The following is a 20569-nucleotide window of genomic DNA, read 5'->3' on the forward strand; positions in this document are numbered from 1 at the left end:
TCTCAAGACCGCCCCCAGCATCCGAACCTGCCGCTACGCTTACGCCTCAACCTTGCGCGGCGCCATGAAATACATCCACAGCAGCGCAATGAAATACATCGCAGGAATCAGGGTAAACAACACCGCATAATTGTTGTGCGTCGCAGTCAGCACCGCGCCAACGATCTGTGTCATGAACATCCCGCCGATGGCCGCGCACATCCCACCGAAGCCAAACACCGTGCTCATCATGTGCTTGGGCGTGTAGTCCATCACCAGGCTCCAGATGTTGGCGGTCCAGGCCTGATGCGCGCCGACAGCCAGGGCAATCGCAGCTACCGCGACCCACAGCCCGCTGGCATTGGCGGCGAACACCACGCTGATGATGGTCAGGGCGAAGATCAGCATCGAGATCAGGCGCGAGGTGGTGGCGCGCACGCCGCGACCGATCAGCCAGGAGGACAGGATGCCGCCGCCGATGCTGCCGAAGTCGGCCGTCAGCCAGATCAGCATCAGGGGAATGCCCATCTGCGTCACGCTGATGCCCAGGTTGTATTGCTGGTTCAAGAAAGGCGGCAGCCAGTACAGGTAGAACCAGAACACCGGTGCGGTCAGGGCGTAGGCAATGGCGAATGCCCAGGTGCCGCGCATTTTCAGAATGCGCGAGAACGGCACCTTCTCGGCCACCGGCTCAGGTTCGCTGGCCTGATTGATGTAGTCCAGCTCGCTCTGACGCACAGTCGGATGTTCTTCAGGGTTGAAGTACTTCAGGCGCCAGGTGATGACCCACATCAGCCCGAGCGAGCCCATGCAGATGAACGCCGCCTGCCAGCCCCACACACTGAGAATAAGCGGCAGCAGGGCGGGAGTGACCATGGCGCCGACGTTGGTGCCGGCGTTGAAAATCCCGGTCGCCACGGCGCGTTCGCCAGCGGGGAACCACAGCCGTGTGGTCTTGACGCAGGCCGGGTAGTTGGCCGCCTCCGTCATGCCGAGGATGAAACGACACACCATGAAGCCGACCGCTGAAGTCGCCAGGCCATGGGCACCGGTGGCGAAGCTCCAGAGCAGCACCGCCAGGAAGAAGGCGCGCTTGACGCCCACCTTGTCGATGAACCGGCCTTGCAGCACGAAGCCGATGGCGTAGCCGACCTGGAACCAGAAGTTGATGTTGGCGTAGTCCATGGCCGTCCAGCTCATCTGTTTGGCCAGGACCGGTTGCATCACGCCCAGGGCGGCGCGGTCGATGTAGTTCAGGGCGGTGGCGCAGAACACCAGGGCGAGCATGCCCCAGCGGGTCTTGCCGACGGCGAGGGCGCCGCGGATCTTTTCGCCGATCCCGGCGTGAGGGTGCACGGGAGTGGCGGCGGCCGGCGCAGGCGTAGCAGGGTATGAGCGCATGAGCATGTAACCTGTCTTGGAATTGTTATGGTCTGGTTCGGGTATTGAGTACAGCGATGCAGGGCGGCATTGGGCCAGTAGCATCGGGTGAAACGGTGTCCTTGTCCGACAATGTGCAGTCGATGGTGGGCGCCGTGGCAATGACCGTCAATTGACTCAGAACGCTTTTGGGCGATTATCGAACACAAAACTAACCAGTCCGTACATTTAAATTGCGGTGACAGAATACCCAGAGAATAATCGCTTTGACACCTGAGCATCCCCACAAGAACTGTCCGTCAGGTGCATTTATTCAGGAGTCAGAACATGCAGCGCTCGATTGCCACCGTTTCCTTGAGCGGAACCCTGCCGGAAAAGCTCGAAGCCATTGCCGCCGCCGGGTTTGACGGCGTCGAAATCTTCGAAAACGACCTTCTGTATTACGACGGCAGCCCGCGCAACGTGCGCCAGATGTGTGCTGACCTGGGGATCGCCATCACCCTGTTCCAGCCGTTCCGTGATTTCGAAGGTTGCCGCCGCGACCGCCTGCAGCGCAACGTCGACCGCGCCGAGCGCAAATTCGACCTGATGCAGGAACTGGGCACTGACCTCGTGCTGGTGTGCAGCAACACCGCCGCTGACTCTGTGGGTGAAGAAAACATCCTGCTGGACGACCTGTCGCTGCTGGCCGAGCGCGCCGGTGCCCGCAACCTGCGGGTGGGTTACGAGGCGCTTGCCTGGGGCCGCCATGTGAACACCTGGCAACAGGTGTGGAACCTGGTGCGCAAGGTCGATCACCCGGCGCTGGGCGTGCTGCTCGACAGCTTCCATACCCTGTCGCTGAAGGGCGATCCAGGCGCCATCGCCGACATTCCCGGTGACAAGATCTTCTTTGTGCAGATGGCCGATGCGCCGCTGCTGGCCATGGACGTGCTGGAATGGAGCCGCCACTTCCGCTGCTTCCCGGGGCAAGGCGAGTTCGACCTTCCGGGTTTCCTCGCGCCGATCCTGCGCAGCGGCTACACCGGCCCGCTGTCCCTTGAGATCTTCAACGACGGTTTCCGCGCTGCACCGCCACGGGCCAATGCCGCTGACGGCCTGCGCTCGCTGCTGTACCTGGAAGAGAAGACCCGCCTGTTGCTGGAAAAAGAGCAGCAGCCGGTCAAGCCGGAACTGCTGTTTGCACCGCCTGCGGCCAGCACCTATGACGGCGTCGAGTTTCTCGAATTCGCTGTCGATGATGCACAAGGTGCGCGCCTGGCCGGCTGGCTGGAAAACCTCGGGTTCGCGCGGCTCGGCCAGCACCGCTCCAAGGCCGTGAGCCTGCTGGGGCAGGGCGATATCAAGATCGTGCTCAACGCAGAGCCGTATTCCTTCGCCCACAGTTTTTTCGAATCCCACGGGCCGTCGCTGTGCGCCACGGCCTTGCGCGTGCAGAACGGCGACGCGGCGCTGGAGCGGGCGCGCCAGTACAAGGGCCAACCCTATCGCGGCCTGGTGGGGCCGAACGAGCGGGAAATCCCTGCGGTGCGCGCACCCGATGGCAGCCTGATCTATCTGGTCGAACCGGCAGCGCCTGGCCAGTCGATCTACGACAGCGACTTCAATATCAGCGCCACGGCGCCGGTCGAAGGCGGGTTGCAGCGTATCGCCCACATGGCCATGGCACTGCCTGCCGACAGCCTCGATAGCTGGGTGCTGTTCTACAAGAGCATCCTGGATTTCGAAGCCGACGACGAAGTGGTGCTGCCTGACCCCTACGGCCTGGTAAAGAGCCGGGCCCTGCGCAGCCAGTGCAGCACCGTGCGCCTGCCGTTGAACATTTCGGAGAACCGCAACACGGCAATTTCCCACGCGCTGTCCAGCTACCGGGGATCGGGCGTGCACCACATCGCGTTTTCCTGCGACGACATCTTCGCCCAGGTGGCCCGCGCCAAGGAGGCCGGGGTGCAGTTGCTGGACATCCCGCTCAACTATTACGACGACCTGGCCGCCCGCTTCGATTTCGATGACGAGTTCCTCAGCGAACTGGCCTATTACAACGTCCTTTATGATCGCGACGCCAATGGCGGCGAGCTGTTTCACGTGTACACCGAGGCATTCGACGGGCGGTTTTTCTTCGAGATCCTGCAACGCAAGAATGACTATGTGGGCTACGGCGCGGCCAACGTCGCGGTGCGGCTGGCGGCCATGGCCAAGTCCCGCAGTGGCTCGACGCGCCAGGCACGGCTGTGACCGGCTGATGGCAAGCTGGCATATGCCGCTTCCGTAACGCGAGCATGCGGCTCATACTGGGGTGATTCCACCGTGGTCGTGAGCCAAGCATGAAAAACGTCGACGACACCCTCGCAGAAGCGCCCGTAGAGACGCCACGCAAGGGCCGCAAGAACAATCCGGAAAAGACCCGCGACGGCATCCTCCAGGCTGCCGTCGCCGAGTTCGTGGCCCAAGGCCTTTCAGGCGCCAGGGTCGACTCCATCGCTGAACGTACGCAGACATCCAAACGGATGATCTACTACTACTTCAACAGCAAGGAACAACTGTACGCCGAGGTGCTGGAAAAGCTCTACGGCGACATCCGCCACACCGAAAGCAGCCTCAAGCTTGACGTGCTCGAGCCCATGGAAGCGATCCAGCGCCTGGTCGAATTCACCTTCGATCACCACGACCGCAATGTCGATTTCGTGCGCATCGTCTGCATCGAGAACATTCACAACGGCGACAACGTCAAGCAGTCGCCGACCATTCGCGCATTGAGCCAGAACGTCTTGCACGCGCTGGACGAAACCTTGCGACGCGGGGAAAAGGAAGGGGTGTTCAGGCAGGGGGTGCAGGCGGTGGATCTGCATATGCTGATCAGTTCGTTCTGTTTCTATCGCGTGTCCAACCGCCACACGTTCTCGGAAATCTTCCAGATCGACCTGGAAGACCAGGCCACCCGCGCACGGCACAAGGCGATGATCAGCGATTCGGTGACGCGGTACCTGATGCCTTGATGGCCCCCCCGGACCATGTGGGCGACACAAATCGTCGTAGCAGCCGGGCTTGCCCGCGGGGGCGTCCTCAAGATCGCTCCCGCCGGCAAGCCGTGCTGCTACGGACCGCATGGACACCAACATTCCCTGTAGGAGCGCGCTTGCCCGCGACGGCGTACTTAAGATCGCGCCCGCCGGCAAGCCGTGCTGCTACGGACCGCATGGACCCCAACACTCCCTGTAGGAGCGCGCTTGCCCGCGACGGCGTACTTGAGATCGCCCCCGCCGGCAAGCCGTGCTGCTACGGAATGTTCAGCGTATTGAAAAACGCCTGCATCCGGGTGGCATCGGCTTTTTTGCCGGTGAACAATTCGAACGCCTTGACCGCCTGAAACACCGCCATGGTACTCCCGTCCAGCGTGCGGCAACCCAACGCCCGGGCGTCGGCGAGCAATTGCGTCTGCAGCGGGAAATAGATGATCTCCGCCACCCACAGCCGGGCGTGCAGCAACGCGGCGGCCACCGGGGTGCCGGGCAGCTTGCTCATGCCCACCGGCGTGGTGTTGACCAGACCGTCCGCCTCGGCCCCCGCCGTGGCCAGGTCCAGACCGACCCGCGCGCGTCCCGGTCCGAAATGCGCATTGAGGTTGTCCACCAGGCTTTGCGCCCGGCTGGGGTCCACCTCGAAAATACTCAATTGCTCAACCCCTTCGCTGAGCAATGCATGGGCCACCGCAGCCCCGGCGCCACCGGCACCCATCTGCACCACACGGCCTCGAGCCACGTCACCCAGACCACGGCGAAACCCCTCGGCAAACCCGAGGCAATCGGTGTTATGGCCTACACGCTTGCCGTCCCGGAACACCACGGTATTGACCGCGCCGATACTGCGCGCCTCAGGGGAAAGCTCATCGAGCAGGGGAATCACCGCCTGCTTGCACGGATAGGTGATGTTCAACCCGGTGAAGCCCGTGCGCTGAGCACCCTCTATCAGCCCCGGCAGGGCCGTTATGTCGAGCTTCTGTGCATCCAGATCAATGATGCGATACAGATAGCGCATGCCCTGGGCATCGCCCTCATGTTCGTGCAGGGATGGCGTGCGCGAAGCCTGGATACCGGCGCCGATCAGGCCGGCGAGAATGGAAGGGCGTGCAGCGGTGGAGGTCATGGAAAATCACTCTTGTTATTCGGCGTTCCAGCGAGCGGTCGCCCTTGTTGAGCAAAATGTACCAGATAGTTAATTTCGTAGAACCCCCCGATGTCAGCCACTGGAGCAATCCGTTCGATAATCGCCCGATTCCTCGATGGCCAAAACCGCCACAAGGGATGCGCGCTTTGACTATTGCCCATTCGAGCGCAGGGGCGGAGTATTTCGCTGTTTGAGTCATCAAAGCCACAACAATAAAAGTGTAAGGAAGACACCCTCATGCAAATCCAAGGCAAGGTATTTCTGGTCAGTGGCGGTGCATCGGGTCTCGGCGCGGCCACGGCACAGATGCTGGTCGAGGCGGGCGCCAGCGTGATGCTGGTCGACGTCAACGCCCAGGCCCTTGAGGCGCAGGTCGAGAAACTGGGGAGCAACGCCCGGGCCAGTGTCACAGACATCACCGATGAAAACGCCGCCCAGGCTGCCGTCGCCAAAACCCTCGCCGAGTTCGGCCAGGTCAACGGCCTGGTGAACTGCGCGGGCATCGTCGGCGCAGAAAAAATCCTCGGCAAGGAAGGCCCCCACGCGCTGTCCAGTTTCAGCCGGGTCATCAACGTCAACCTGATCGGCAGTTTCAACCTGCTGCGTCTCGCCTCTGCGGCGATGGCCCAGGGCACTGCCGACGAAGGCGGGGAGCGCGGCGTCATCATCAACACCGCCTCGGTGGCGGCGTTCGATGGCCAGATCGGCCAGGCCGCCTACGCCGCGTCCAAGGGCGCCATCGCCAGCCTGACGCTGCCCGCCGCGCGGGAGCTGGCACGCTACGGCATCCGCGTCATGACCATCGCCCCCGGCATCTTCGAAACGCCGATGATGGCCGGCATGACCGAACAAGTGCGCGAAAGCCTGTCCGCCGGTGTGCCGTTCCCGCCACGCCTGGGCAAGCCTGCGGAATACGCAGCCCTGGTGCGCCACATCATCGAAAACACCATGCTCAACGGCGAGGTGATCCGCCTGGATGGCGCCTTGCGCATGGCGGCTCGTTAAACGAGGAGGAATCATCATGTCACTGAACACACGTCAGACCCTGATCGAAGACCCGGTCGTCATTGTCAGCGCCGTGCGTACGCCCATGGGCGGTTTTCAAGGCGACTTGAGCAGCCAGACCGCGCCGCAACTGGGCTCGGTGGCCATTCGTGCCGCCGTCGAGCGGGCTGGTTTGGGCGCCGCCGATGTCGAACAGGTGCTGTTCGGTTGCGTACTCCCCGCAGGGCTCGGTCAGGCGCCGGCGCGCCAGGCGGCGCTGGGTGCCGGTCTTGGTAATGGCACCCTGTGTACCACCCTGAACAAGATGTGCGGCTCGGGCATGCAGGCGGCCATCATGGGCCACGACCTGTTGCTGGCGGGCAGCGCTGAGGTGGTGGTCGCGGGAGGCATGGAGAGCATGTCCAACGCCCCCTACCTGCTGGACAAGGCCCGTGCTGGCTACCGCATGGGCCACGGCAAGGTCATCGACCACATGTTTTTCGACGGCCTGGAAGATGCCTACGAACGCGGTCGGCTGATGGGTACATTCGCTGAGGAATGCGCCTCTTTCGAAAGCTTCAGCCGTGAGGCACAGGACGCCTTTGCCATCGCCTCCCTGACCCGGGCCCAGGACGCGATCAAGGAAGGGCGCTTCGATGCCGAGATCGTTCCGGTGCAGGTCACCGTCGGCAAGGAACAGAAAACCATCACCCAGGATGAGCAACCGCCCAAGGCCCGCCTGGACAAGATCCCTGACCTCAAGCCTGCATTCCGCCAGGGCGGCACGGTAACAGCGGCCAACTCCAGCTCGATTTCCGACGGCGCTGCGGCACTGGTGCTGATGCGCCAGTCCGAAGCCCGGCGTCGCGGGTTGCAGCCTTTGGCGGTGATTCGTGGCCACGCGGCCTACGCCAACAAGCCGGGCCTGTTTCCCACTGCGCCGATTGGTGCGATTGAAAAGCTCATGAGCAAGACCGGCTGGACGCTGAGCGACGTCGATCTGTTCGAGATCAACGAAGCCTTCGCCGTGGTGGCGCTGGTGGCCATGAGCAAGCTCGAATTGTCCCATGAAAAGGTCAACGTCAACGGCGGGGCATGTGCCTTGGGCCATCCGATCGGTGCGTCGGGTGCGCGGATTCTGGTGACCCTGCTCTCGGCCCTGAAACAACGCGGTTTGCAGCGCGGCGTCGCGGCCATCTGCATCGGCGGTGGCGAGGCGACGGCGATGGCCGTGGAATTGGTGTAGCCCGCCGAGACGCCGACGCCGGCAAGCCGGACTGCTACGAGGGCGCACACTGTCCCCGTAGCAGCCGGGCTTGCCCGCGGGGACGTCCGCAAACGCGCCGCCGTCCCTGAACCGACCCACCTCATACAACAAAACGGACAAACCCCATGAGCTACACAACGATCCTCAAAGAAATTCAAGGCCGCGTTGCGCTGATCACCCTCAACCGCCCCCAGGCGCTGAATGCGCTAAACGCACAATTGATCAGCGAGCTGAACCACGCCCTGGACGAACTCGAAAGCAACCGCGACATCGGCTGCATCGTCCTCACCGGTTCCGCCAAGGCGTTTGCCGCCGGTGCCGACATCAAGGAAATGGCCGAGCTGACCTACCCGCAGATCTACCTCGACGACCTGTTCAGCGAAAGCGACCGGGTGGCGAATCGCCGCAAGCCGATCATCGCGGCGGTGTCGGGTTTTGCCTTGGGTGGCGGCTGCGAATTGGCGCTGATGTGCGACTTCATCCTGGCGTCCGATACCGCGAAGTTCGGCCAGCCGGAAATCAAGCTGGGCGTGTTGCCCGGCATGGGCGGCACCCAGCGCCTGACCCGCGCGGTAGGCAAGGCCAAGGCCATGGAAATGTGCCTGACCGGGCGCATGATCGACGCCGTCGAAGCGGAGCGCTCTGGGCTGGTGGCGCGTATCGTGCCTCAGGACCAACTGCTTGAAGAGGCGCTGAAAGTGGCCCATGGCATTGCCAGCAAATCGCTGCCGGTGGCGATGATGGTCAAGGAAAGCGTCAATCGGGCGTTCGAGGTCAACCTGACCGAAGGTGTGCGCTTCGAACGCCGGGTGTTCCATGCAGCCTTCGCCAGTGCCGACCAGAAAGAGGGCATGGCCGCGTTCATCGAGAAGCGCGAGCCCGATTTCAAGCACCGCTGAGCCTTGCTTCAAATGCGCCGCAGCACGCTGCGCAGCGAACGACAGTGACCCGGATGGACCAGCCACAGCGGTTTCTCCGGGCGCTGCTGCAGTCGGTTCAGCCGCACAAGGTCCTGCGGGCCGAGTCCCAGCCAGCCCAGGGCGTCCGTCTTGCCTTCGAACAGGATATCGCCGGGCGCCAGGCGTGCCAGTTGGCCCAGGTCCGGCGTACCCATGCGCACGATGTACCAGGTACAGTGGGCGAGGGGCTGCTGGTCGTCGTTGGGTTGCATCAACTGCAGGTCATGCAGGGGAAAGTCTTCGTCATGCATGCCTTCAGTCTGCAACACCATCGCCTCGACCGCGGATTCGGTAATGCATAACCTCCCGTGAGGGCTGTGCAGCGACATCGCGACCGGGCTGTCCATGTGCAACCGCTCGCCATCGCGCAGTTGCAGCACGGGCCCGACGGGCGCCTGCGAAGTGCCGTCCACTTGCAGCGTGAGGGCCAGATGGGTGGCCTGACTTGTGTCGGCAGGGCTGCCGCAAACCAGCGGCTGATCGGGGTCGCCTTCGAAAAAGCTCACCTGCACCCGTGCTCCGGCATCGAGTACCCCGGCGCTGCTGACCACCCGCGCCCAATTGTCCTCGCCACCTTCCGGCAGGTCGGCCTGCCAGTCGTAGCGAATCCTGATTCGTCCGGCCGGGTCTGCTTGCGGGTGGGTCTGTGTGGCGAGCAGCACTTCTGACACCAGCGGTTTCGGATGCGCCAGGGACGGGCGGAACGGCATCGTCCACGGCAGCACCCGAAAATCGTTGGAGTAGCTGTGCAGACGCGACTGGTCGAGTGCGTGCCTTGGGTTGTGGTCGCCGTTTCCAAAGGTCGCGGCGATGTCGTCGGTTGCCATGGCGTGAAGAATCCCGATGATGTTTTCCGCCCGCGCATCACGCAGCGGCGCCAATTGCCGCGCCCGGTGCCGTACCTCGGTCAGCAGCCATTGATCGTTGAACAGCGCATCCGGGTGACCCGCGACACGGATCACCTGTCCGCTGCGTAACCAGGGGCGGGCGCTGCGGCCCATGATATCCCGGCGTTCGCAGCGCACCCGCTCAAGGGTGCGCACGCTGAGCTGATGCCGGCCTTGAGGCGTGTCGCAGTCTGCGGCGTGGCTGCTGTAGCAGGTGCGCATCGACCATTGTTCGGCCAGATGCTCGACCTCAACCGCCTCGGGCCACTCGGGAAAGCCTGCCGGATCATCGGAAAACACCAGCACCTGGCGGCCGGCCAGGTGTTCGAAACGAAAACCGATGCCTTCCTCTTCACACAGGCGTTGCAGCAGATGCAGGTCGGTTTCGTCGAACTGCACGCAGTGTTCCCGGGGTGGGTATTCGCCGACCAGGCGGTCGAAGCGAAACGCGTCGTCTGCCAGTTGGTGATCGCGTAGCAGGCGCTCGATGATCTGCGGGGCTGTCAGGCCGTTCCAGGCCTGGCGCCTGGTCCGGTTGGCAAGGCGCTCGACATCGGGCATCAGTCGCAGGCGATAGAGGCTCAGTTCCGGGCCTTGAAACAGAGGTCGGGCGGCCTGGATCCGGCCATGAAAGGAGTTGTGGGCAGCTTCATCCGGCCCGACGGTCAGGCGGGCATCACGCTGCAACAGATCCATGCAGTTCAGCGCCGGGTCGCGGCTTACCAGATCGACATCGAAGCAAAAGGGCCGGTTGAGCCGCTCATGACCATTGATGCCGATGACCTGCAGATCGCCCGGGCCTTCGGCGATGGCCAAAGTCATTGTCACGTGCTGGTCGTGGTGCATCCGCTGTCTGCCCTGAAAATTGGAGGTGCAGAGGGTACGAAAACCCACAGGCCAAAAGGGCGCTTGGCAAATTTTCGGAAATGGCCTACAGATCGTGTGTGCATATCTGATGCGCTGTAGTGTCGTTTTCCGCGAAACTTATCGGCCCCAGTTTGATCGACTGGCACAGGCGGGGGTTTCATCTGGCGTGATCGCGTATAAAATGCGCCGGGCGCCGTCAATCTGTACCGGCGCAGGATTATCGATCACCTTTTCAGCATTCATCGTCACCGTCCGGCGCGCCACGCCGGGCCAGCCTGACGGTCAATCGCCACCGGAACAAAGAGAGCAATCATGGGCGCACAGTGGAAGGTCAAACACAAAGAAGCAGCAGCCAACGCCAAAGGCAAGATTTTCGGCAAGCTGTCCAAGGAAATCATGATTGCCGCCCGTTCCGGCGCTGACCCAGACATGAACTCGCGTCTGCGTCTGGTGGTCGAGCAGGCGAAGAAGGCCTCGATGCCCCGCGAAACCCTGGAGCGCGCGATCAAGAAGGGCGCGGGTCTGCTGGGCGAGCATGTTCACTTCGAAAAACTCACTTACGAAGGTTTTGCCCCGCACCAGGTGCCGGTGATCGTCGAGTGCCTGACTGACAACGTCAACCGCACGGTTGCCGAAATCCGCGTGCTGTTCCGCAAGGGCCAGTTGGGGGCGGCGGGTTCGGTGTCCTGGGACTTCGAGCACCTGGGCATGATCGAGGCTGTTGCAGAGAAGGCTGATGCCGATGCTGACGAAGCGGCCATCGAGGCGGGTGCGCAGGATGTTGAAGCGGGCGATGAGGGTGTGACGCTGTTCTACACCGAAACCACGGATCTGGATGCGGTGTGCAAGGCGCTGCCGGAGCAGGGGTTTACGGTTGAGTCGGCGAAGATCGGGTATCGCCCGAAGAATCCGGTGTCGGGTTTGAGTGATGAGCAGATGGCTGAGGTCGAGGCGTTCCTGGAAGCGATCGATAGCCATGATGATGTGCAGAACGTTTATGTGGGGTTGGCGGGGTAAGCTGTTTTTTTGTGCCCGCGCTTTGCACCGCTGATGGTTCCCACGCTCCGCGTGGGAACGGCTGTCCTGACGCTCCGCGTCGGCGTGCTCGACTCTGATGTCGGTGGGTATATCCGTCGGCGCGGTGGTTTTGGCCTAGGGTTTCGCCCCTTACGGGCGACCTACTTTCTTTCGGGAAAGTAGGCAAACCATTTGCTCCTGGCTGGGCCCGACTGCGTCGGGTTCCCTCACTCCGGCGCCGCTCCGGGGGCACGCCGTCCCGTCCATCTGAGCGCCGTCCATGGCCCGCACGGCTAGCGGCATCCCTGCCGCTCATCCCCCTCCACGACACCTGCGCTCGGCCTGGCGCCTTGACGTCGCATTCTGCGGCGCCTGTGCCATCGCGTATGAAGATCAAGATCAAAAGCTTCGGTTGTACACCGCCCCGTAGCAGCACGGCTTGCCGGCGGGGGCGTCCTCGAAATCGCCCCCGATCTTGTAGGAGCGCGCTTGCCCGCGACGGCGGCCGTAAGATCGTCCCCGCCGGCAAGCCGTGCTGCTACGGTTGGGTTTTGCTTTCTCGGATCGATTGTTCGACGCTGGCGAAATCCGGGCGGGCCATGACGTCTGGTTGTACGCATCGCCCTTGCAACGCTCGCAACGGGGCTGTCTGCTCTTCGCTGGCATCGCAACGCTCCAGCCATTCGCCCAGCAGGATGCCGAATGCCCTTACTTCAATGCGTTCCAGCATCTGTCCGGTTTCCTGGTCGGGATAAAACGCGGCCGCGCCGAAATCCCCGAGCAGGCATTCACCGTTTTCGGTCCAGAGGATGTTGTGGGCGTACAGGTCGCCGTGGTTGATTCCTCGGGCGTGCAGGTGGCGGCAGACCGAGGCGATGCCGGTGGCCATTCGCTGGACGGTGGCCAGGGTCATGCGGGTGCCGTTATACACGTCGCGGGTGCAGGATTGCAGGCTCGGCGGGCGGGCGAGGGTGGTGAAGCGCGGGGAAATCAGTTCCATCACCAGGCCCCGTGCCTGCTGCGGATGGCCGCAGATCTGGCCCAGCAATGGAATCAGGTCCGGGTGCTGGCCGGCGGCGATGCAGGCGGCCATTTCGTCGAGGGGCGAGCCGTCGCTGGTCAGGTCGCCTTTGTACAATTTGACCGCGACGTCCTGTGGAACGCCTTGATCATCCCGCCATTCGCCCCGATGAATGATCCCCGAGGCACCTTCGCCGAGCACGTCGTGCAGCGTCAGTTGCGACCATGGAATCTGGCGGATGGGGTCCTCGATATGGGCGTCGTGCAGCGGGTTGCCCGCGAACGCCAGCCAGGCCAGGGCAGGCATGTTCAGCAGCCAGTCGGGCAGTTGGCGCATCCGGTTGGCGGCGATGCGCACCAGTTCCAGCCGTTCGCACGACGCCAGCGAGGCTGGCAGGCTGGTCAGCCGGTTGCCCGCTATCATCAGCTTTTGCAGGTGTTCGAATTGCCCGAGCTCCTCGGGAAGCGACTCGATGCGGTTGTCGGTCAGCACCAGCGAGCGCAAGCGCGGCGGCAGCGCGCGGGGTGACACTTCAACGATCTGGCAGGATTTGAACCCGACGAAAAACAGCTGCTCGCACCGGCCCAGCGCTTCGGGCAGGCGGGTAAACGGATTGTTCGAGCAGAAGATGATCTGCAGGTGTTCGAGCCGATGCAGGTCCGCAGGCAGATCAGTCAGCTGGTTGCCGCTCAGATTCAGCACCTGAAGCGAATCGGCGAGGCTGAAGATCTCATCGGGAAAGTGCGTCAGGCCACAGCTGAGGTCCAGTCGCGTGATACCGGCCAGTTTGCCGGCGCGCAGATCTTCAAGGGTGTGCATGGTAACGGCTGCCGTGGTTCAGGGCCCGCCATCATAGCGAGTCGGCGGGCACTGTGGCTAACGGCGCAGGGATCAGCCCAGGCAACGGTCCAGCAACTGGTACATGCGTTCGAGGCTCGGGGCCGATTCGGCGTAGAGAATGCGGTAGACCATGGGCGCCACCACCGCATCGATCAGCTCATCGGCGTCGGGGCTGCGCTCGCCGCGTTCCTGTGCGCGGTCGATGATGATCTGCAACTGGTCACGCACCATGTTCAGGCATTTGCCGGAGCACAGGGTGGCGCTGCTGCCCACCACATCGCGCATCATTTCCCGGCCTGGGGCGGAGCTGGTTTCTTCCAGGTAGACCTCGACCCAGGTGCGCAGGTCGTCGCGCAGGTTGCCGCAATCCACCGGCTCGTCAGGGCGCAGGCGCTCCACGGCGGCGTCGGCGAGCAGCGAGGTCAGGTCGCCCCAGCGTCGATAGATGGTCGAAGGCGTGACACCCGCCCGCGCGGCGATCATCGGCACGCTGAGGGCGGAGCGGTCCAGTTCCTGCAACAGATCACGCACTGCGGCGTGGATCGATGTCTGCACCCGGGCGCTACGTCCGCCGGTGCGAATGCCTTCTTTGATAGCCATGAAGCGGACCCTAACACAAAGTATTTGCTTTAAGCGGATTTAGCTCGCACACTCACTAAAGCAAATTATTAGCTTTTAATGCGTGCTTTTTCGAGAGAGTGTACCCGTGTCTGATTCTTTGCAGAACCCGCCAAACGATGGTCGGAGCCCGCGACAAGGTCACTTGATGTATCTGGCCTTCGTCATGCTCTGTTTCTTCGCTGCGTCCAGTGCGCCGACGCCGCTGTATCACGTGTATCAACAGGCATGGGGCTTCTCCTCGGCGCTGTTGACGCTGGCGTTCGCCGTGTACGCCTTGAGCCTGCTGACGACTTTGCTGGTGTTCGGCTCGCTGTCGGACTACCTGGGACGCAGGCCGGTGATTCTGGCGGCGCTGTTGCTGGAAATCGCCTCGATGGGGCTGTTTATCCTGGCCAGTGACGTCAACTGGCTGATCGCAGCCCGCGTCGTGCAAGGTGTCGCCACCGGCATTGCTTCAAGCGCCTTGGCCGCAGCCATGCTGGACACCGACCAGACACAGGGCCCGCTGGTCAACAGCATCACGCCGATGTTCGGCATGGCCGTGGGTGCGCTGGGCACCAGTGTGCTGGTGGAATATGCGCCGTTGCCCATGCTGCTGGCCTATGGGTTGCTGCTGGCAGCCTTCGTCGGGCAGGCACTGTATCTCTGGCGCGTGGCGGAAACGGTGACGCCGCAGCCCGGCGTGCTGAAAACCCTGAAGCCTGCAATGCGCGTTCCGCCCCAGGCACGCAGCACCTTGCTGCTGATCTTGCCGGCGGACATCGCGGCCTGGGCGCTGGGCGGATTCTTCCTGTCACTGGCGCCTTCGCTGCTGGCGGCGGCCACCGGGGCGGTGTCGGTGGTCAACGGCGGGCTTGCGGTGGCGGCGCTGACCATCAGCGGCGCGGTTTCGATCATGAACCTGCGCTTGAAAGCACCACGCCTGGCCTTGCTGGTCGGCACCAGTTTTCTCGCCGCAGGCGTAGCAGTAGTGCTGCTGGCGGTCAATCTGGGCTGGCTCTGGCTGTTCTTCACCGGCGCCGTGGTGGCCGGGATCGGTTTCGGCGCCAGTTTCCTCGGGTCGCTTCGCCTGCTGCTGCCGCTGGCCCACGCCCATGAACGGGCAGGGCTGATGTCGACCTTTCTGGCGCTCAGCTACCTGGCGTTCTGTGTGCCCGCGCTGATCGCCGGGCTGGCGGTCAAGACTCAAGGGCTGATCGTGACCACCAATGTCTACGGCTCGGTGGTGGTGATACTGGCGCTGCTGGCGCTGGGCGGCTTGTTGCTGCGCCGGGCCGAGCGCCCACGGACGGCCTAGCGCCCGGCCCTGCATTCGTTCGAGGTTCTGCTAGCTTCTTTCTCTACAAGAACAAGCACAGGGATCCACGGATGAATCATCAGAACGGCGCGCCGCGCCACGCGCCTGACGCAGCCCATTACGACCGGCATCACTCCCGTTCCATCACGGACCCTGCGGCCTATTGGGCCGAACAGGCGCAGCAGGTGGCCTGGTATCGCGCGCCGCAAGAGATTTTGCAGTCCGTGCCCGATGGCACCCATCGCTGGTTCGCCGACGGCTCGCTCAACAGCTGCTATCTGGCGCTGGACAGGCAGATCGAACTGGGGCGCGGCGAGCAACTGGCGCTGATCTACGATTCACCCGTGACCGGCCAGCATGCCAGCTATACCTACCGGCAACTCCACGCCGAAGTCGCCGGGCTCGCGGGGCTGTTGCGTCAACTGGGTGTCGAGAAGGGCGATGGCGTCATCATCTACATGCCCATGGTGCCGCAGGCGGCGATGGCCATGCTGGCCTGCGCACGCATTGGCGCGATGCATTCGGTGGTCTTTGGCGGCTTTGCGGCCCATGAGCTGGCGCTGCGCATCGATGACCTGAAACCCAGGCTGTTGCTGACGGCGTCCTGCGGGCTGGAGTTCGACCGGGTCATTGCCTACAAGCCGCTGGTGGACAAGGCCCTGGAGCTTTCCAGGCACCAGCCAGAACACGTGCTGTTGTGGCAGCGCCCGCAAGCGCTGGCGACAATGCTGCCGGGTCGCGACCTCGACTGGCAGGCCGCGTTGAAAGAGGCCAAGCCCGCCGATCCGGTGCCGATGGCCAGCACCGACCCGCTGTATATCCTCTACACCTCAGGCACCACGGGCAAACCCAAGGGCATCGTGCGGGAAAACGGCGGGCACGCGGTGGCGATGCTCTACACCATGCATCAGGTCTATGGCATGGCTGCGGGGGATGTCTGGTGGGGTGTTTCCGATGTGGGCTGGGTGGTGGGGCATACGCTGATCGTCTACGGACCGCTGATGGCCGGCTGCACCACGGTGTTCTACGAAGGCAAGCCAGTGCGTACCCCGGATGCGGGCGCGTATTGGCGAATCATCGAGCAGTACCGGGTCAATGCGCTGTTCTGCGCGCCGACCGCCATGCGTGCCATTCGCAAGGAAGATCCTCAGGGTGAACTGCTCAAGGGCCGCGACCTGAGTTCCATCCGACAACTGTTTCTGGCCGGGGAAAAACTGGATTCCAGCACCCACCAGTGGCTGGAGCGCCTGACCGGAAAACCGGTGCTCGACCACTGGTGGCAGACCGAAACCGGCTGGCCGGTGACGGCGCCCTGCCTGGGCCTGGAAGGGCATGTGGCCGGGCCCGGTTCGAGCAATCGTGCGGTGCCGGGCTACGCCGTTCAGGTCATGGACGAAGAGGGCAAACCGCTGCCTGCGGGCGAGCAGGGTTCCATCGTCATCGCGCTGCCGTTGCCGCCGGGGTGCAGCCAGACCCTGTGGGGCGATCACGCCCGTTACCTGTCGGCCTACCTGCAAGCGTTCCCGGGCTACTACAACACCGGCGATGGCGGTTATGTCGATGCTGATGGCCTGGTGTACATCATGGGCCGTACCGACGATGTGATTAACGTCTCCGGCCACCGGCTGTCCACCGGAGAGATGGAAGATCTGGTCGGCCAGCATCCGGCCGTCGCCGAAAGTGCGGTGATTGGTGTGCACGACGAGATCAAGGGCCAGGTGCCGCTGGCGCTGGTGGTGCTCAAGGACGGGACGCAGCAGGACGCCGCGGAGGTACGGCAGCAACTGGTGGCACAGGTGCGCGAGCGTATCGGCGCGCTGGCGTGCTTCAACCGGGTGGTGGTGGTCAAGCGCCTGCCCAAGACCCGCTCGGGCAAGACCTTGCGTGCGGTGCTGCGCAAGATCGCTGATGGCGAGGATTACAGCGTCCCCGCGACCATCGACGACCCGGCGATTCTGCAGGAGATCGCCGCCAGTCTTGCCTGAGTCTGCATCAAATGACTCAAGTTGCCGTGGCAGGTGCCGACATACCGGACAGGAAAATAACATTCTGTTCGAGCAAGGACCTGCCATGTCAGCGATTTCTTCTGTTTCGGTGATCCAGCCCCAGGTGGTCGCCAAGCTAGCCGCCAACGAGCCTGCGGTCAGTGTCACAGCCGCCACGACGGTCAGCAGTGCATCGACCTCCGATACCGTGACCCTGGGTGAGAACACGCGCGTGCCCGATGCCCAGACCTACACGGTGCGGGGCCTGATCGCCAATCCCGACGTGCCGCCCGCCTGGGAATACACCCAGCAGGACAAGGTCTCGCTGAACATGACCGGCAACTTTGCCAGCTCAGGCGCCGCCAGCCGCTTTCAGGGCCTGGGCGCATCCTTGCTCGCGCAACTGGCCGAGACCAACAAGAACATCTCGCAATCGGTGATCCGCTCATCCACCGGCAAGGCACTGGAACCTGCCGAACTGGCAGCCGCCCAGGCGAAACTGCACAGCAACGCGGCCGACAACAGCATCAGCCTGACCCTCAAGACCGCCAGCGGCAAGACGGTGCAACTGACCCTGACCAGCTCCGACAACGGGCTGGCGGTGCAGGCGCAGGTCAGCGGCGGCGAGTTGACCGCCGATGAGCAGGCAGCGCTGGGCAAGATGTCCGACGGGTTCCAGTCGGCCATCGACGGCCTGACGGCCAAACCACCGCAACTGAAGCTGGACGCGTTGACGAAGTTCGATTCGAACGTTTTCTCTTCGGTCGACCTGAAAACTCGCATCCAGCTTGACGATAAAAGCATCCAGACCCTGGAGCTGCATGCCGACGCCGATGGCCGTTCAGTGCGCATGAGTGGCGCCTCGGGGGATCTGGACGTCTCGGTTGACCTGAAGAACAGCGCCATCATCGGTGACGCCAACCAGCAGGAAAAGGCGCTCAAGGGTTACGTCAGCCAGATCGAGGCGGCCCGCAAGCGCGGCGATGGCGATGCGCAATTACTGTCGATGTTCCAGGATGCCTTCACCACATTGCACAGCGACTACCCCGGCACGCGCGCAGCCACCACGCCGCAGACCGTCAGTTCCATCGAGCTGACCCAAACCGATCATGGCCTGCTCACCGGTCTTGGGGATTTCAGTGCGTCGGTGACCGAGAAGGGCAAGGAGGGCAACCCGGCGCGTCCCGGCGAGCTGGACTCCTTCGCCTACAAACTGTCCCAGAGCACCCAGTCCAAGGGCCGCGATCAGCTCAACCGCAGCATCGTGCAGGATCAGCAGTCCTCGCTGGTGGCCAGTTACCACAAGCCGCTGCCGGGGGCGAACAAGCTGGACCTGTCGACGGACCCCGCCTCGCAGAACTATCTGTATTACCAGATCAACGATCAGGCCAGCAGCAAGACCAGCATCGGCTACGAGAAGGGCGCGCTGACCAATGCCTCGGTGGCCCAGACCGCCAGCCAGACCACGCGCATTTCCAGATACGTGATGGGGCATCTGGAATCGGACACCACCACACCGCTCAAATCCTCGAAGAACCAGAACTTCCTGCATGTATTGCAGCAGGCGATTCAGCAGGACAAGGATGCACAGCTTGGGCGCGGTACGTCCCGGTTGAAAGATACCCTGGCCAGCATCCAGGACAAGGTCTTGTTGCAGCCTGATCCCGAGAAGTTGAACGGCTAAGCCCCACCGTCCGTAGCAGTCCGGCTTGCCGGCGTCGGCGATCTTGAGGCCGCCCCCGCCGGCAAGCCGTACTGCTACGTGGCTGACCCCACAATCCCCGTAGCAGCCGGGCTTGCCCGCGGGGGCGATCTCAAGGCCGCCTCGCCGGCAAGCCGGACTGCTACGGGTGGTTCAATCGGTTTGACGCCCTCATATCGGCCGCTTCAACGCCTGTCGCGCCGCTTGCGCCGCCGGGTCATCGGCCGGGCCGACCATCGCATAATTGTAACCGCCCCCCGACCAGTAATCGGCCTGCAGCTCGCCGTCACGGCGCGTACCTCGGGGCAGCATGCGGTGCTGTTCGATGGGCGGACGGATGTAGAAGCTCAGCGTGCGGCCCTGGGCGTCCTTGTATACCACCATCGCCGCAGCGCCTTGCTCGGTGCTGCTCAGACGCCCACTCACCGGCTTGAAGCCCGCCGATTCAAGATCCGGCAGACGGTTGGCCTGGGCGAAGTTCTTGTCCAACCAGACCTGCACGTTATTCGGCTTGCCGGTGTTCCAGTCACTGGCGACGTTGTCGTTGACGGCGAACATGCGGTAGGCCTGCACCGCATCGGCCATGGGCAGCACGGAATTGGCCAGCGTCATGTCCCGTGCCTGCCAGCCGGCCAGGCCGCCAATGGACACCGCGATCAGCAACAGCGCGGCACTGGCGAAATGCCGGCTGCGATTTCGGCGCATGCGTTGACGGATGAATGCCGGATCCAGCTCAGGATTGGCAGGCCGATGCAGGTCACCACTCAGGCCGGCCCGCAGGTTCTGCGCATCCAGTTGCCAGGCCAGCACCTGTTTTGCGATCTCGGGATTGGCCGCAAGCCAGGTGTCCATGGTTTGCCGGTCGGCGTCGTCGAGCTTGCCGTCGATGTAGGCGTGCAAGTCTCGTTCACTGGGGGGCAAGGTCATCATTTGAGTATCCGCAAAGCAGGGGTGGTGATTTCGCCTTCGCTGAGCTGGCGCAGTGCCTGACGTGCGCGAGACAGACGCGACATGACGGTGCCCACGGGGACCTCAAGAATCCCGGCGACTTCCTTGTAGCTCAGGCCCTCGACCGACACCCAGAGCAGCAGGGCGCGTTGTTCGGGGTTCAGGCGTTCGAAGGCCTGCAGGGTGGTCCGGGCGACGACGGTCCGCTCCACCGAGGGTTCGTGTTGATCCTCGCCGCTGGCGCCGGTAAACAGCTCCAGCATGCGACTATAACGTCGCGAACGGCGGTGATTGTCCACGAACTGTCGGTAGAGAATCGAAAACAGCCAGGCCCGCAGGTCGCCTTCCGGGCGGCGGCCGGGCCAGGCTGATAGCGCCTTTTCCAGGCTGGCCTGCACCAAATCGTCGGCGCTGCTGTAATCGCGGGTCAGCGAAACCGCGAACCTGCGCAAGCGCGGCAGCAGTTCGCGTAGTTGATCGTCGACATCATTCATGGAGGGTTTCCAGGTCGATGGGCTCGACCGCTTCGGATCGTATGCAAGGGAAGACGCCGCAGCGTCAAGATTATTCCTGCCCGCAAAAAATAAAAATCGATGGCTGGAATAACTGCGCCGGCGCCGCGTCACACCTTGTGAACCGTATTCGCCCATG

At 63.2% G+C, this 20569-nt stretch carries 16 protein-coding genes; 9 read left to right on the forward strand and 7 right to left on the reverse strand.

Annotation, left to right across the window (positions count from 1 at the left end; all coding sequences use genetic code 11):
• Window positions 1-39: 39 nt before the first annotated feature.
• Window positions 40-1380, reverse strand: a complete 1341-nt coding sequence (locus tag ACIPOO_RS10490; RefSeq protein ID WP_274133501.1) for an MFS transporter — start codon at window positions 1378-1380, stop codon at window positions 40-42.
• Window positions 1381-1686: 306 nt separating this feature from the next.
• Here ACIPOO_RS10490 and quiC point away from each other — a divergent pair, with 306 nt between their 5' ends.
• Window positions 1687-3594: a 3-dehydroshikimate dehydratase QuiC gene (gene quiC / locus ACIPOO_RS10495; RefSeq protein ID WP_400606496.1), complete on the forward strand. Its 1908-nt coding sequence runs from the start codon at window positions 1687-1689 to the stop codon at window positions 3592-3594.
• An 89-nt stretch (window positions 3595-3683) separates the two neighbouring features.
• Window positions 3684-4355 carry a TetR/AcrR family transcriptional regulator gene (locus tag ACIPOO_RS10500; protein WP_274133485.1) on the forward strand — a complete coding sequence of 224 codons (672 nt, stop codon included), beginning with the start codon at window positions 3684-3686 and terminating at the stop codon, window positions 4353-4355.
• Window positions 4356-4635: 280 nt separating this feature from the next.
• On the opposite strand, the gene ACIPOO_RS10505 is transcribed toward ACIPOO_RS10500, so the two are convergent.
• Window positions 4636-5502: a shikimate dehydrogenase gene (locus tag ACIPOO_RS10505; RefSeq protein WP_400606499.1), complete on the reverse strand. Its 867-nt coding sequence runs from the start codon at window positions 5500-5502 to the stop codon at window positions 4636-4638.
• A 258-nt stretch (window positions 5503-5760) separates the two neighbouring features.
• Between ACIPOO_RS10505 and ACIPOO_RS10510 the strand changes: the two genes are divergently transcribed.
• From ACIPOO_RS10510 to ACIPOO_RS10520, 3 genes are all read left to right on the forward strand, one after another.
• Entirely contained in the window at window positions 5761-6528 is a 768-nt protein-coding gene (locus ACIPOO_RS10510; RefSeq protein ID WP_274133487.1) for a 3-hydroxyacyl-CoA dehydrogenase, read from the forward strand.
• A gap of 16 nt (window positions 6529-6544) precedes the next feature.
• Entirely contained in the window at window positions 6545-7753 is a 1209-nt protein-coding gene (locus tag ACIPOO_RS10515) for an acetyl-CoA C-acyltransferase (protein ID WP_400606501.1), read from the forward strand.
• Between the two features lie 146 nt (window positions 7754-7899).
• Window positions 7900-8673, forward strand: coding sequence for an enoyl-CoA hydratase (locus ACIPOO_RS10520; protein ID WP_400606503.1), 774 nt, complete (start codon window positions 7900-7902; stop codon window positions 8671-8673).
• A gap of 8 nt (window positions 8674-8681) precedes the next feature.
• Here the strand turns inward: ACIPOO_RS10520 and ACIPOO_RS10525 are convergent, their stop codons facing one another.
• Window positions 8682-10442: a type VI secretion system Vgr family protein gene (locus tag ACIPOO_RS10525; protein ID WP_400607697.1), complete on the reverse strand. Its 1761-nt coding sequence runs from the start codon at window positions 10440-10442 to the stop codon at window positions 8682-8684.
• A 357-nt stretch (window positions 10443-10799) separates the two neighbouring features.
• Here ACIPOO_RS10525 and ACIPOO_RS10530 point away from each other — a divergent pair, with 357 nt between their 5' ends.
• Window positions 10800-11504 carry a YebC/PmpR family DNA-binding transcriptional regulator gene (locus tag ACIPOO_RS10530; protein WP_400606505.1) on the forward strand — a complete coding sequence of 235 codons (705 nt, stop codon included), beginning with the start codon at window positions 10800-10802 and terminating at the stop codon, window positions 11502-11504.
• A gap of 538 nt (window positions 11505-12042) precedes the next feature.
• Here the strand turns inward: ACIPOO_RS10530 and ACIPOO_RS10535 are convergent.
• Window positions 12043-13344: a leucine-rich repeat-containing protein kinase family protein gene (locus tag ACIPOO_RS10535; RefSeq protein ID WP_400606507.1), complete on the reverse strand. Its 1302-nt coding sequence runs from the start codon at window positions 13342-13344 to the stop codon at window positions 12043-12045.
• Window positions 13345-13416: 72 nt separating this feature from the next.
• On the reverse strand, window positions 13417-13965 hold the full coding sequence (locus ACIPOO_RS10540; RefSeq protein WP_400606509.1) for a TetR/AcrR family transcriptional regulator: 549 nt from the start codon (window positions 13963-13965) through the stop codon (window positions 13417-13419).
• 166 nt (window positions 13966-14131) lie between these two features.
• On the opposite strand from ACIPOO_RS10540, the gene ACIPOO_RS10545 reads away from it, so the two are divergent.
• The 3 genes from ACIPOO_RS10545 to ACIPOO_RS10555 all read left to right on the forward strand — a co-directional run bounded on the left by ACIPOO_RS10545 (window position 14132) and on the right by ACIPOO_RS10555 (window position 18952).
• The gene (locus ACIPOO_RS10545; protein ID WP_274133492.1) at window positions 14132-15283 is read left to right on the forward strand and encodes an MFS transporter; all 1152 of its coding nucleotides are present in this window, start codon (window positions 14132-14134) and stop codon (window positions 15281-15283) included.
• A 71-nt stretch (window positions 15284-15354) separates the two neighbouring features.
• Window positions 15355-17268, forward strand: a complete 1914-nt coding sequence (locus ACIPOO_RS10550; RefSeq protein ID WP_400606512.1) for a propionyl-CoA synthetase — start codon at window positions 15355-15357, stop codon at window positions 17266-17268.
• A gap of 85 nt (window positions 17269-17353) precedes the next feature.
• Complete coding sequence (locus ACIPOO_RS10555; protein WP_400606514.1) at window positions 17354-18952, forward strand: lactate dehydrogenase; 1599 nt, start codon at window positions 17354-17356, stop codon at window positions 18950-18952.
• A gap of 189 nt (window positions 18953-19141) precedes the next feature.
• Here the strand turns inward: ACIPOO_RS10555 and ACIPOO_RS10560 are convergent, their stop codons facing one another.
• A complete protein-coding gene (locus tag ACIPOO_RS10560; protein WP_400606517.1) occupies window positions 19142-19900 on the reverse strand; it encodes an anti-sigma factor family protein in 759 nt (252 codons plus the stop codon).
• Entirely contained in the window at window positions 19897-20412 is a 516-nt protein-coding gene (locus tag ACIPOO_RS10565) for an RNA polymerase sigma factor (RefSeq protein ID WP_274133496.1), read from the reverse strand. Before ACIPOO_RS10565 ends, ACIPOO_RS10560 begins: the two co-directional genes overlap by 4 nt.
• Between the last annotated feature and the right edge of the window lie 157 nt (window positions 20413-20569).

This window comes from Pseudomonas sp. NPDC090201, from assembly GCF_044746825.1.
GTDB lineage: Bacteria > Pseudomonadota > Gammaproteobacteria > Pseudomonadales > Pseudomonadaceae > Aquipseudomonas > Aquipseudomonas putida_AD.